The organism is Paraburkholderia sp. MM5384-R2, from assembly GCF_014201025.1.
Classification (GTDB): domain Bacteria; phylum Pseudomonadota; class Gammaproteobacteria; order Burkholderiales; family Burkholderiaceae; genus Paraburkholderia; species Paraburkholderia tuberum.
Map to the genome: position 1 here is coordinate 307,122 of NZ_JACHDI010000005.1, position 12,076 is coordinate 319,197.

General features: G+C 62.9%; 14 protein-coding genes. 4 read left to right on the forward strand and 10 right to left on the reverse strand.

Features of this window, described 5'->3' with window-relative positions; all coding sequences use genetic code 11:
* Window positions 1–151: 151 nt before the first annotated feature.
* Window positions 152–463: a superinfection immunity protein gene (locus HDG37_RS11830; protein ID WP_184047290.1), complete on the forward strand. Its 312-nt coding sequence runs from the start codon at window positions 152–154 to the stop codon at window positions 461–463.
* A 104-nt stretch (window positions 464–567) separates the two neighbouring features.
* Here HDG37_RS11830 and HDG37_RS11835 read toward each other — a convergent pair whose 3' ends face one another.
* The 4 genes from HDG37_RS11835 to HDG37_RS11850 all read right to left on the reverse strand — a co-directional run bounded on the left by HDG37_RS11835 (window position 568) and on the right by HDG37_RS11850 (window position 4,180).
* Window positions 568–840, reverse strand: a complete 273-nt coding sequence (locus HDG37_RS11835) for a YodC family protein (RefSeq protein WP_090809708.1) — start codon at window positions 838–840, stop codon at window positions 568–570.
* 487 nt (window positions 841–1,327) lie between these two features.
* Window positions 1,328–2,875 (reverse strand): MFS transporter, encoded by a 1,548-nt coding sequence (locus HDG37_RS11840; RefSeq protein WP_184047292.1) that lies wholly within the window; start codon window positions 2,873–2,875, stop codon window positions 1,328–1,330.
* 58 nt (window positions 2,876–2,933) lie between these two features.
* Window positions 2,934–3,563: a TetR/AcrR family transcriptional regulator gene (locus HDG37_RS11845; protein WP_184047295.1), complete on the reverse strand. Its 630-nt coding sequence runs from the start codon at window positions 3,561–3,563 to the stop codon at window positions 2,934–2,936.
* 191 nt (window positions 3,564–3,754) lie between these two features.
* Window positions 3,755–4,180 carry an OsmC family protein gene (locus HDG37_RS11850; RefSeq protein WP_184039692.1) on the reverse strand — a complete coding sequence of 142 codons (426 nt, stop codon included), beginning with the start codon at window positions 4,178–4,180 and terminating at the stop codon, window positions 3,755–3,757.
* A 320-nt stretch (window positions 4,181–4,500) separates the two neighbouring features.
* Here HDG37_RS11850 and HDG37_RS11855 point away from each other — a divergent pair, with 320 nt between their 5' ends.
* Window positions 4,501–4,809, forward strand: coding sequence for a DUF4148 domain-containing protein (locus HDG37_RS11855; protein ID WP_184047298.1), 309 nt, complete (start codon window positions 4,501–4,503; stop codon window positions 4,807–4,809).
* A 141-nt stretch (window positions 4,810–4,950) separates the two neighbouring features.
* On the opposite strand, the gene HDG37_RS11860 is transcribed toward HDG37_RS11855, so the two are convergent.
* The 5 genes from HDG37_RS11860 to HDG37_RS11880 form a co-directional block, all read right to left on the reverse strand.
* Window positions 4,951–5,505 carry a carboxymuconolactone decarboxylase family protein gene (locus HDG37_RS11860; protein WP_184047423.1) on the reverse strand — a complete coding sequence of 185 codons (555 nt, stop codon included), beginning with the start codon at window positions 5,503–5,505 and terminating at the stop codon, window positions 4,951–4,953.
* A 32-nt stretch (window positions 5,506–5,537) separates the two neighbouring features.
* Window positions 5,538–6,866, reverse strand: a complete 1,329-nt coding sequence (locus HDG37_RS11865) for an aspartate aminotransferase family protein (RefSeq protein WP_184047301.1) — start codon at window positions 6,864–6,866, stop codon at window positions 5,538–5,540.
* Window positions 6,867–6,871: 5 nt separating this feature from the next.
* Entirely contained in the window at window positions 6,872–7,321 is a 450-nt protein-coding gene (locus tag HDG37_RS40305) for a hypothetical protein (RefSeq protein WP_409260072.1), read from the reverse strand.
* Between the two features lie 4 nt (window positions 7,322–7,325).
* The gene (locus HDG37_RS11875; protein ID WP_184047425.1) at window positions 7,326–8,180 is read right to left on the reverse strand and encodes a MurR/RpiR family transcriptional regulator; all 855 of its coding nucleotides are present in this window, start codon (window positions 8,178–8,180) and stop codon (window positions 7,326–7,328) included.
* A 63-nt stretch (window positions 8,181–8,243) separates the two neighbouring features.
* Window positions 8,244–8,984: a haloacid dehalogenase type II gene (locus HDG37_RS11880; RefSeq protein WP_184047303.1), complete on the reverse strand. Its 741-nt coding sequence runs from the start codon at window positions 8,982–8,984 to the stop codon at window positions 8,244–8,246.
* A gap of 92 nt (window positions 8,985–9,076) precedes the next feature.
* Between HDG37_RS11880 and HDG37_RS11885 the strand changes: the two genes are divergently transcribed.
* Together HDG37_RS11885 and lhpH are read left to right on the forward strand one after the other, a co-directional pair.
* Complete coding sequence (locus tag HDG37_RS11885; RefSeq protein WP_184047306.1) at window positions 9,077–10,198, forward strand: branched-chain amino acid ABC transporter substrate-binding protein; 1,122 nt, start codon at window positions 9,077–9,079, stop codon at window positions 10,196–10,198.
* Window positions 10,199–10,225: 27 nt separating this feature from the next.
* Window positions 10,226–11,233 carry a trans-3-hydroxy-L-proline dehydratase gene (gene lhpH / locus HDG37_RS11890; RefSeq protein WP_184047309.1) on the forward strand — a complete coding sequence of 336 codons (1,008 nt, stop codon included), beginning with the start codon at window positions 10,226–10,228 and terminating at the stop codon, window positions 11,231–11,233.
* A gap of 133 nt (window positions 11,234–11,366) precedes the next feature.
* On the opposite strand, the gene HDG37_RS11895 is transcribed toward lhpH, so the two are convergent.
* On the reverse strand, window positions 11,367–12,050 hold the full coding sequence (locus HDG37_RS11895; RefSeq protein WP_409260076.1) for a hypothetical protein: 684 nt from the start codon (window positions 12,048–12,050) through the stop codon (window positions 11,367–11,369).
* Window positions 12,051–12,076: the final 26 nt, after the last annotated feature.

The window sequence follows — 12,076 nt, forward strand, 5'->3', positions numbered from 1 at the left end:
TCGCGGTTGGAGTGCAAAAGATTATACGGGCGTTGGGATGGTTCGTCTACCCCTTGCGGTGATTGGGGTGGAGACTGGAACGCGCAGGTGCGAGGCGCGCGGCCGCCATTCGCGCGACAATCGCTACATGCATCGCGCATCAGGAGCTTGTATGGGTGGCAACGTGGCCGTTCAGGCCATCGGCGCGGCGTTCGCGCTGGCCTTGTATTTTCTGCCGGCGATCATCGCGGACCGGCGCAAGCGCCGCGACGTGCTGACGCTCGCGCTCTTCAATGCCTGCCTCGGCTGGACCGTGCTCGGCTGGGTGCTCGCGCTGTATTGGGCGCTACAGCCGAATCCGGCGGAGAGCCTCGCGCGGGACGTCGTGGAGACACGCAAGGTGTCGACCTTGCGCGCGTTTTCGTCGGCGCTGACGCTGCGCGTGCGGCGACGCCAGGCCGCGCGCGACCGGCCCGAGCGCTGAAACGATTCGGGCGGCTCGAGCAAGACGAGCAGCAAACGAACAACAGGAAACCGATTGATTGACTTGCACGGGCGTCACCCAGGGGCGTCACTCAGGGGCGTCACTCAGGCCGCGCGCCCGATGCGACTCCACTGTACCGAGCCCGCCGGAATGGAGCGCGGCTCCGCCCGCACGGCTTGCGCCGCAAAGCTTTCGTGGCGCAGTTCGCCGTGTTCGTCGAACCACTCGCAGATCACCCAGTCGCCGGGATTCAGCGCGACCGGACCTGCGTACGTCACGGTCATGCGCGGGCCCCCTTCTTTTAACTTGACGACGTCGCCCACATTGAAGGCGGCGGCGGATGTTGTCTGGAATGCGTCAATGGTAGCGGTCAGCATATTGGGTCCCCCTATCTTGAGCGTTTATTAACTTGAGCCCGGCTTTATCGACTCCGACCTGTTGAACGTGCACTCTAAAGTTAAGACAGATTAACAATCGAATTTAAACGCGGCAAGCGCTTTTTTATTGATACCGTTTTCACCAGACCCGGAGTCCATGCTCGCTGGCTAAAGTTCCCGGCATTACGAAAACATCATCGCGACACATTGCGGCTAACCCTATGTGCGCTACCGCACAAACGCAACACTTACTGCAGGCCGTTTGCAGGCCGGTAGAAAATGCGAGGTGGGTTTCGTCTGATTAGAAGAAGCTGACGCGATGTCGTCGAGCCGTTAATCGGAATGAGCCAGTTTGATCTAAATCAGAATTACCTGTGAACGAGTAGATCGCCGGTAAATACGATGCAGTTCGTTATACCGCTTCGTTCAAACTGAACGATTTTTTTCAGCAAGCTAACAAATGAAAACGATTACCAGCGGATTAATTTCAGACTGCCGGGGCCACCGAGCGCCGCACGCCTTGCTGATGACGTACCAGCAGTACGCTAAGGCCGATACACACGAACATCAGCACGGCATTGATAGCGAGGCTCAGTTGGAACGCGTGCGCATAAGAGGCGGGTGCCGAACTGCCGCCGAGCGCCCCGAAGAACGCGCCGCTGATCGCCGCGGTGCCGAACGCGGAGCCGATCTGCAACGTCGACGAGACCACACCCGATGCAAGCCCGGCCTTCTCGGGCACCACCTCCTGCAGCACGATGCGCATGATCGACGGCAACAGCAGACCATGTCCGACGCCCGCGCACACTAGCCCGCAGTAGAACAGCAGATCGGGCGTCGCGGATTGGGTCGCGGACCAGCCGGTCACCGTGAAGCCCAGCGCCATCATCGAGAAACCGAGCGTCAGCACATGGGCGCCGATGCGCTTGACCACGGCCGGCGACGTCAACGGCCCGATCACGAAGCCGAGCGCGAACGGCATGATCGCGATGCCCGACGCGAGCGGCGTCCAGTGCAGGCCGGTTTGCAGAAAGATCCCGTAGGTCAGGAAGAACGCGCTATTGCAATAGAACAGGAAAGCCAGCACGAGACCGAGCGCGAACGCGCGATTGCGAAACAGTTGCAGATCGACGAGCGGATGCCCGCCAGCGCGCTCGACGCGCCGCTCGGTCGCGACGAACAGCGCGAACACCGGCACCGCGAGTGCGAACATGGCGAAGGTCCACGCGGGCCAACCCGCTTCACGGCCATGCGTCATCGGATAGATGACGAGCAGCAGCACCGCCGACAGCAGCGCGACGCCCTTCAGATCGACGCCGGTATGCGTGGCCGGCTGGTTCTCCGGCACGAACTTCCATGTGCCGATGAACGCCGCGATGCCGATCGGGATGTTGATCAGGAAGATCACGCGCCAGTCGAGCCCGAACGGGTGATACGTGATCAGCGCGCCGCCGCCGAGTTGCCCGACGATCGACGACAAGCCGAACACGAAGCCATACAGACTCATCACGCGCGTCTGCTGATGCAACGGCACGACCGCACGAATCGTCGCGAGCACTTGCGGCGCCATCACCGCGGCCGCGATGCCTTGCACGATGCGCGAGATCACGAGCATGTGGCCGCTCGTCGCGAAGCCGCACAACGCCGACGCGATCACGAAAGCCGCCATGCCCGTCATGAACATGCGACGGCGGCCGAACAGATCGCCAAGCCGGCCCCCCGTGATCAGCAGCACCGCGTAGGCGGACGCATAAGCCGACACGACGAGCTGCAGTTGCGCGTCGCTCGCGTTGAGGCCCGTGTGAATCGACGGCAGCGCCAGATTGACGATGAAGTAATCGAGCGGCGCGAGAAAGGCGCCGACGAACAGCACGGCGAGCGCGAGCGCCTGGCGCTGAAAGCCGGGCGCCGACGCTTTGGCGGCCACAGCCATGCCGGCCGTCGCCGGGCCGGGACCGGTCACGGCTGCGCTCGCCGCGCAGTTGGCGGATCCACCGAATGCCGCCGGAGCGGACTTGATTGCCTCAGGTTTCATGACCGATCGTTCAAAAATTGGTTAAAAAATTTTTGCGCCACTGCTCGCGGCCGAGGGGTTACGCCAGCGCGCGCATCGCCACATCGACGATACCGATCAGCGCATCTTGCTGATGCGCGACCCGCCCCATGACCCGCAAGCCCTGCATCACGCATAGCAGGAAATCGCCGACGGCTGTTTCGTCGAGCGTCGAATCGAATGCGCCGCTCGCCTGACCGCGGATCACCGCCGCCGCGAGCAAAGTCGCCATGCGGCGCTGAATCGCGGCGACGCGCGCGCGCAGCACTTCGTCATCGGGCTGCATTTCGAGCGTCGTATTCGTAATGAAACAGCTGCGCCGGCCGCTCAATGCGCAGGACACCCTCGCGTAGTGCAGCAGCGCGTCGCGCAGCGCCTGCTCCGGCTCGGCCGTCGCGCTCAGTCGCTGCGCAAGCCGCGCGACCGCGCCTTCCGAGTAATGATCCAGCGCGGCGAGCATGATGCCGTGCTTGTCGCCGAACACGCCGTACAGGCTGCCGCGCAGCAGACCGGTGGCCTTGCACAGATCGTCGATCGACGTCGCGTGGTAGCCGTGATCCCAGAACACCTGGCTCGCGTTCGCCAGCACGGTGGCCGTGTCGAACTCGCGCGGACGGCCGCGCTGACACGTTTCACCGGCTTTTTTCGCGGCTTGCTTTGAATGACTCAATTGCGATGGCCTTGTTGCCTGGTTGCGTCGGTCTGTTGATATTATGACTGGCCGTTCAATAAATCAAGGATGGCATCCCGTAGGCCTACTCGCGTCGGGGTCATCCGTTCATTCGACAACCGGCATCAAAAAACCGGCGGCGGACACGGCCCGTCGCCGGCTTCGTTGCGCGCTCACAGTGACAGCGGGGCTCAGGTCTCGAGCTTCGCATCCATCGTAATCGTCGCATTCAGCACCTTCGACACTGGGCACCCGGCCTTCGCGTCCGCGGTGGCTTTGTCGAACGCGGCCTTGTCTCCGCCCGGAATCTTCACGGTCACGTCGAGATGCACCGCGGTGATCGCGAAGCCGCCGCCGTCCTTGTCGAGCGTGACGGTGGCCGTGGTGCCGATGCGCTCCGGCGTGATGTTGGCCTTGCCCAGCTCCGCCGACAACGCCATCGAGAAACATCCCGCATGCGCAGCCGCGATCAGTTCTTCCGGATTCGTGCCGATGCCGTCCGCGAAGCGCGTCGCGAACGAGTACTGGGTGTCCTTCAGGACGCCGCTGTCGGTGGAAATCGAGCCCTTGCCGTTCTGCAGGCCGCCTTGCCAGACTGCCGATGCCTTGCGCTTCATTGCTCTCTCCTGTTTGTGCCTTGCCGCGCACGCTGCTCGACCAAAGATGATGCCCGCCGCGGCGGTCCGCCCGGATGTGTCCGCGCCTGGGCATCGGTCGCAGGTGCCGCGCGGCTTGCAGGCGCGGGCGTGGACCGGATTTCATCATAGGCGCTTCCGCGTCCCGGCGCGGAAAAGCGCCTTTTTCACTATCTCAAAACTGGCAACAATATTTCGCCAGAAAGCCGCTTTTTTGCGGACCTCGTAAGAAATAGACTGCGTTCAACGGATCGGGGAACGCGGTTCACACCGATCCACCACACAATCAATTGGAGGTCGTCATGAAATCGCTTCTTTCCGCAGTCGTCGTCGCATCCGCTCTTATCGTTCCGGCACTGGCGTTCGCCCAGCAGGCAAACGGTCCGGTCACGCGGGCTCAGGTGCGCGCCGAACTCGTAGCCGCGCAAAAAGCAGGCCTCCTGAACCAGAACGACACCACCTATCCGAAGGCCGTGCCCCAGGACTCGACGATCGTCACCGCTTCGGCGCAAGGTTCGCAAGACGTCGGCGGCGCGAAGGCCAGTTCGTCGGACGCGGGCGCGCCGGCGACGGTGCAGCAACGTCTCTTTTCGACGTATCGCGGTAACTGAGCGCGGTAACTGATCGTGATAACTGAGCGCGCAAGTCGTTAATGCAGCGCGCAGTAAAAAGCCCCGGTTGCGAAGTTCGGCAACCGGGGCTTTTCGTTGGCGCGCGCGGCGCCGCTGCTCAGCCGCTCGTTGGCAAAAGCGCTATTCGGGAAACGGCAGGCTTTGCTGCCCCACTGCGCGCATGTCGAACACGTTCAGCGTCATCGCGACCAGCGCGTAGTAGCCGAGCAGGCCGACCAGGTTGATCACGACCTGATGCCCGAAACGCCCGACCGCCTGCGCATACGTCGCAGCCGTGACGCGCTTCGTCTCGTACAGTTCGCTCGCGAAGTCGTAGATCAGCGCGTCGTCGGCATCGGCGAACTCGGGGCGGCGCCCCAGGCGGATCGCCTCGGCGTCCGCTTCGCCGACGCCCGCCTGCAGCGCGATCGGATAGTGGATGTACCACTCCGCCTGGGCCTGCCAGCGCGAAGCGGTCACCAGAATCGCGAGTTCCGACAGCCGCAGCGGCAGCCCGGTCTGGTAGCGGCAAAACGCGCCGAGGCGTTGCGCGTGCTGCGCGAGTTCGGGGCTGTGAATCCAGCCGAGGAACGGCCCATTCAGGTTGCCGCGCGGGCCGGACAGGATTTCGTCGAGCACCGCCTTCTGTTCGGGCGTGGCAGTGGACATGTCGAAGTGAGGCAAGCGCTCGGTCATCATCGTTCTCGCAAAAGGCGGTGGGTCGAATCTCAGCGGGCGGCGAGCGACGCGCCGATCGCATCGCTGAGGCGGCTGACGATCTCGTCGATGTCGCGCTCCGTGCAGATGAACGGCGGTGCGAGCAGCACGTGGTCGCCGCTCTTGCCGTCGACGGTCCCGCCCATCGGATACACCATCAGGCCGCGCGCGAACGCTTCGTGTTTGATCGTCGCGTGCAGTTTCAGTTTGGCGTCGAACGGCTCTTTGGTAACGCGGTCCTTGACGAGTTCGACGCCGACGAACAAGCCGCGCCCGCGCACGTCGCCGATATGCGCATGTTGCGCATAGTGCTCGCGCAGCCGGCCGCGCAACTGCTCGCCACGCGCCTGCACGTTCGCCAGCAGATCGTCTTCCGCGATCACGCGCTGCACTTCGAGCGCGGCCGCGCACGCGGTCGCATGGCCGATATAGGTATGGCCATGCTGGAAGAAGCCGGAGCCGCCGACGATGGTCTGATAGATGCGGTCGCTGACCAGCGTCGCGCCGATCGCCTGATAACCCGCGCCAAGGCCCTTGGCGATCGTCAGCATATCGGGCGCCACCCCGTCTTCGTCGCACGCGTACAGATAGCCGGTGCGGCCCATGCCCGACATGATCTCGTCGAGAATCAGCAGCACGCCGTAGCGGTCGCACACCGCGCGGATCTTGCGGAAGTATTCGCGCACCGGCGGCACCGCGCCCGCCGTGGCGCCGACCACCGTTTCCGCGACGAACGCCGCGACCGTGTCCGCACCGAGCGCGAGAATCTTCTGCTCGAGTTCATCGGCGAGACGCTGAGCGAACGCTTCTTCGGTTTCGTCCGCGCGCTGCTCGCGATATGCGTAGCACGGGCTCACGTGATGCGCTTCGATGAGGATCGGCAGGAACGGCTCGCGGCGCCATGCATTGCCGCCGATCGCGAGTGCGCCGAGGGTGTTGCCGTGATAGCTCTGCCGACGCGCGATGAAATGGCGCCGCTGCGTCTCGCCCTTCTCGACGAAATACTGACGTGCGAGCTTGAGCGCCGCCTCGATCGCCTCCGAGCCACCCGACACGAAGTACACGTGCTCGAGTCCGGCCGGCGCGCTCGCGACGAGCCGGTCGGCCAGTTGCTCGGCCGGCTCCGTCGTGAAGAACGACGTGTGCGCGTACGGCAACCGTTGGGCTTGCCGCTTGATCGCGTCGATCACGCGCTGGTTGCTGTGACCGAGGCACGACACGGCTGCGCCGCCCGACGCGTCGATATAACGCTTGCCCGTGGAGTCGATGATTTCGATGCCGTCGCCCGCGACGGCCACCGGCAAGGATTGCTTCGGAGATCGATGAAAAACGGTGGACATGATGTTCAGTTCCTGGTAAGGGCGGCGGGCGCTGAAACGCGGGCCGGTTCGGGCGTCGCGCACGCGACGAAAGTGTCGAACGCGCATTGCCTCTGGCGATACGCTTTCATCGACACACCAGCGTTGCCGATTTCGAACAGCGCGGTGGCGAGGGTGTTTTCGTCGTCGGGATCGTGAGGATCGTCGCGATAGATCGGCAAGCCCGACGGGGCGCGATCGTGCAGTACGTCGAGCAAGGCCGCCGGTTGTAGCGGGCCGGCCGCGGCGAGGCGATTTCGCCGAGCCGGTAGCCGATGTCGTACGGCTCGCCGCTGACCTGAAAAACACTGAATTCCTGCATCGACGCCACGGGTCGCACCATATTCAACAATCGGTACGTATTTATACGCCAATACAACATTTGTTGTCAAATGCCGTTGAACGACATCGAGCGGAGCGCGGCGTGCCTCACGCAATCGCTCAAGGCACGTACGCGCCCTTCGCATGCAACGATTGTTCGGCGAGCGCAAGCTGCTCGAGCGCATCCGTGCCTTCGAGCGCGAGCAAATGCGCGACCAGCGCTTCGGCGATCGCTGTGGCGGCCACCAGCGACGGAAAGAACGACGGGCTTTCGTGCGAGAAGATCAGTACCTTGTCGGCGTTCAACGCGATCGGCGACACGGCGCTGTCGGTGATGGCGATCAGTTTGCTGCCTTTTTCGAGCGCGGCCTCGGCGACGCGCGCGGCTTCGACCGAATACGGCGCGAAGCTGATGACGATGGTCGCGCTGTCGCGCTCGATCGTGCGCAGTTGCATTTCGAGCGTGCCGGCCTCGCCGTTGAGCAGCGACACCGACGGACGAAACAGCCGGTAGCCATAGACGAGACCGAACGCCACCGCGTAACACGAGCGGAAGCCCGCCACGTGCACGTGCGACGCACGCCGCAACACGCGCGCGGCCTCGACGATCACGCGGCCGTTATGCGCGGCGGTCGTTTCGAGATTGTGCTGCTGCGCGACGAGAAGATCGTTCGCGAGCGCATCTTTCGATTTGACCATCGAGCGCGCCCGGCTCGTCAACGGCTCGGGCCGCGTGCGCACGCGCGCAACGAACAGATCGCGCAATTCGTTCCAGCCGGGAAACCCCAGTTGCTGCGACAGCCGCACCAGCGACGCGGGCTGCACCTGCGCGCGCTCGGCCACCTTGCGCATCGACGACACCGCGACCTCGTCGGGATGATCGAGCAGGAAGCCCGCTCCCATCTGGAACTGCGGGCTCAGTTCGGGAAAGCGCGCCCGAATCAGGGCGACGAGCTGATCGAAGCTGTCTGGCATGGTGAGGTGGGTCTGCGCCGAGGTGAGAGATGACAACAAATGTTACCACCGGGCAGGCGCGTTTCAACGGCGCGAAGATGCTCGGTTCACCAGCGCTTCCCGATGCGCGTCGACGAAGTCCGCCATGCTGTCGAAGCGGAAGTCGATGTCAGGCTGCGAGCCCGGGTTCATCGTCGCGCCAAAGCCCGGCTGCGAATGACGGCGGTAAATCCAGCACGACGCCAGGCCGAACTCGTTTGCGGGCTTGTGGTCATGGAAGAGGCTTTCTGCCGTGTGAAGGATTTTTTCCTTCTTGATGCCGCGCTGATCGAGCTTCTGAAGCATGTACTCGAAGTTGCGCGGCGACGGCTTGTAGGACCCGACGTCCTCCGCTGTGATGACGGCGTCGAACTCAACCTGCAGGCTGGCGTTGCTGAAGGTGAAACTTTCGTTGTCGATGTTCGACAGGATGACCAGCTTGTAGTGCTTCTTCAGATATTGCAGCGCGACCGCGGAGTCGGCGAATGCCGGCCAGTTTCTGATCGACTGGCCGTACGCCACGCATTCCTCGTGTGTATAGGGCAGGCCCCACTCTTCGGCCATGCGCTTATATACGATGGGAAGCAGTTCCTGATAGCGCTTCGCAGGGGTGAAGTTCTGCTGCGACGACTCGTGGCGAGCGTGCGCTTCGAGAACCTCGTCACGCGTGAGCGGCGTCCTGGCTCGCTCCAGCAGAGGCCTCAGGCCTTCAAGGATGCCACTCTCCCAGTCGATCAAGGTGCCGTAGCAGTCAAATGTCAGTGTATCGAAATCGGTCAGTTTCACGGCTCCTCCTGTCGGATGGCGTGCTCAAAGGTTGAACCCATGCCGAAGCGGAGCTAATCTGGTCAAACACGGGTCCAATACCTGGAGACTATATGCGCCACCTCGTCCTAACAATGGCTGTCTTAACAGCCGCCGGCATCACCGCATCCGCCAATGCTCAATCGGTGGTCACCCTCGGTCACTCGGCTCCGCTTACGGGCCCCCAGGCGCCGAACGGAAAGGACAACGAGAACGGCGCCCGCCTTGCTATCGATGAACTCAACAGGAGCGGTGTCACGGTCGCTGGCCAGAAGGTAACTTTCAAACTGGACTCCGAGGACGACCAGGCAGATCCGAAGGTTGGCGTTCAGGTCGCGCAGAAACTCGTCGACAGCGGCGTGATTGCTGTCCTCGGCCCGTACAACTCAGGTGTGGCTATTCCGGCATCGCGCGTCTATAACACCGGCGGGGTACCGATGCTGCCGGTTGCCTCCAATCCGGCGCTGACGAAGCAAGGCTTCAAAAACATCTTCCGTATCGGCGCGAGTGACGAGCAGCTAGGCGGAACGATGGGTCAGTTTGCGGCCAAAACATTGAAGGCCAAGACCGCCGCGGTGATCGACGACCGCACGGCATATGGGCAAGGTGTGGCCGAGCAGTTCGTCAAAGAGGCAAAGGCAAATGGAATCCAAATCGTGGACCAACAGTTCACGAACTCGTCGGCGACTGACTTCCTCGGCATTCTCACCAGCATCAAGGCCAAAAATCCGGATGTCGTCTTCTTCGGCGGATACGCTGCTCAAGGCGCGCCGATGGCCAGGCAGATGCGCGCACGCGGACTGCGAGCCAAGCTGCTTGGCGGTGATGGCATTTGCTCGGCCGACATGGGCAGGGTTGCCGGTGACGCGGCCTCCATCGTGTATTGCGCCCAGGGCGGCATCGCGCTCGACAAGACCCCAGCCGGCCGTGAGTTTCTGCAGAAATACAAGGCCGCGTTCAACGCCGACACGCAGGTTTATGCGGTCAGCTACTACGACGGCGTAAAACTGCTGGCCGATGCGATGGTCAAAGCGGGAACCACGACCGACAAGGCAAAGCTCACCGCCCAGTTGGCAAAAACCAACTATAAGGGCGTGGCAGGCACCTACTCTTTCGATGAAAACGGCGATCTGAAGGGCGCACCCACGACCGTCTACGTGATCAGAAACGGCCTTCCGGTGCCCTACGGGCAGTGACGTTCAATCGAATAACCCCCAGCACACATGAAAATCACTCGCACTATTTCGACAGTCGAGGTCCATACCGGCGGCGAAGCGTTCCGTATCGTGACGAGCGGGCTTCCTCGTCTTCCCGGCGACACCATCGTCAAGCGTCGAGCGTGGCTCAAGGAGAACGCCGACGAAATTCGTACCGCGCTGATGTTCGAACCGCGTGGTCATGCTGACATGTACGGCGGATACCTGACCGAACCCGTTAGTCCCACGGCAGACTTCGGAATCATCTTCGTCCACAACGAGGGTTATAGCGACCACTGCGGACACGGCGTTATCGCGCTGTCTACCGCGGCGGTCGAGTTGGGCTGGGTTCAGCGCCGGATTCCCGAGACGCGAATCGGCATCGACGCTCCATGTGGCTTCATCGAGGCGTTCGTGCAATGGGATGGTGAACACGCCGGCAACGTACGCTTCGTCAACGTTCCGTCGTTCATCTGGAAACGGGATGTCACGGTCGAGACGCCGTCGTTTGGCACGGTAAAGGGTGACATCGCCTTCGGTGGTGCCTTCTACTTCTATACGGACGGTGCGCCGCACGGTCTCGCAGTCCGGGAGTCTTCTGTCGAGGAACTGATCAAGTTTGGCGCCGAGGTCAAAAAAGCTGCAAACGACGCGTACCCGGTTGAGCATCCCGATATCCCGGAGATCAACCACATCTACGGGACCATCATTGCGAACGCACCACGGCACGAAGGCTCGACGCAAGCCAACTGTTGCGTGTTCGCCGACCGTGAAGTGGACCGTTCGCCCACCGGCTCAGGGACGGGCGGACGCGTCGCGCAACTCTATCTGCGCGGCGAACTGGCGAGCAACGAGACGCTCGTCAATGAGTCCATCATCGGCACGGTCTTCAAGGGGCGTGTACTCAGTGAGACGACCGTCGGCGACTTCAAGGCCGTCGTCCCCGAGGTCCAGGGCAACGCATACGTTTGCGGTTTCGCAACCTGGATCGTGGACGAGCGTGACCCGCTGACTTACGGTTTCCTCGTCCGATAATCGGTTCCTTGCAGTCGCTTTTAGCGCGGAACGCCGTGACAGGCATTCCGCGTTGCTTGTTTGGCGAATCGCGCGGCCCGACCAGTAGGTCAAAGCGCGGCTTCGTGCGCGAGGCCAGCGCGTTGGCATCACTTCATCGCCCGTTCTTACCTTGCGTCTTCTTTGCGGTCGCCCTGCTTCGGTTCCGAAGCGCGAAGAATACACCGGCTCCGAGCGCGACGAGCAGAACCACGATCAGGCCGCCACTGATGTCGCTCATGCCGGTCACGCCACGAGATTCGCTCTGGCTGGGCGCCGCCGAGGCAGCCACGGGCGCGGAAGCCTCCGTCGCGACGGGCTGCGGAAGCGCCACACCGGCGGCACTCCCTTGACGCACCAGAGAAGCCTCCGATGTCGGCGAGGCCTGGGACACCTGAGATGCATCAGACGCGGATACGGCTGGAGGCGCTTCGGGATTGGGACCGACAGGTGCCATCGCCGTTTCCGGGGCCGTCACGACAGGGGCGGCCGGTTGAGGCGCGGCCGCCTGAGGGGCGACGTCGACGGACCGGGCCATCGCCTTCCACTGCGCGAACACCCCATCCACGCAGTGCACATCGATACAGGCGTTTCGCGCCTGCCGCCACTTCGCCAGTTGCGCGGACGAGAGTTTCCCGCTGCTCAGAAAAGCCTGTTGCTGCGCGAAGATCTCGTCGTACTCGTTGTTCAGGATCGCGTGATCGCAAATGACGCGCTCAGCGGGTTGCTGCGAGGTTGCACACTGAATGTCGTTCGCCGATGCCGCGGTCGAACCCAACGCCGCCATGGATAGCAGCAATACTCCGAATCGTCGTGCCAGGTGCA

Excerpts from the sequence above, each read along its gene's own strand:
- HDG37_RS11830 (WP_184047290.1), top strand. The coding sequence starts at position 152 with ATGGGTGGCAACGTGGCCGTTCAGGCCATCGGCGCGGCGTTCGCGCTG.
- HDG37_RS11835 (WP_090809708.1), bottom strand. The coding sequence starts at position 840 with ATGCTGACCGCTACCATTGACGCATTCCAGACAACATCCGCCGCCGCC.
- HDG37_RS11840 (WP_184047292.1), bottom strand. The coding sequence starts at position 2,875 with ATGAAACCTGAGGCAATCAAGTCCGCTCCGGCGGCATTCGGTGGATCC.
- HDG37_RS11850 (WP_184039692.1), bottom strand. The coding sequence starts at position 4,180 with ATGAAGCGCAAGGCATCGGCAGTCTGGCAAGGCGGCCTGCAGAACGGC.
- HDG37_RS11855 (WP_184047298.1), top strand. The coding sequence starts at position 4,501 with ATGAAATCGCTTCTTTCCGCAGTCGTCGTCGCATCCGCTCTTATCGTT.
- HDG37_RS11860 (WP_184047423.1), bottom strand. The coding sequence starts at position 5,505 with ATGACCGAGCGCTTGCCTCACTTCGACATGTCCACTGCCACGCCCGAA.
- HDG37_RS11865 (WP_184047301.1), bottom strand. The coding sequence starts at position 6,866 with ATGTCCACCGTTTTTCATCGATCTCCGAAGCAATCCTTGCCGGTGGCC.
- HDG37_RS11875 (WP_184047425.1), bottom strand. The coding sequence starts at position 8,180 with ATGCCAGACAGCTTCGATCAGCTCGTCGCCCTGATTCGGGCGCGCTTT.
- HDG37_RS11885 (WP_184047306.1), top strand. The coding sequence starts at position 9,077 with ATGCGCCACCTCGTCCTAACAATGGCTGTCTTAACAGCCGCCGGCATC.
- lhpH (WP_184047309.1), top strand. The coding sequence starts at position 10,226 with ATGAAAATCACTCGCACTATTTCGACAGTCGAGGTCCATACCGGCGGC.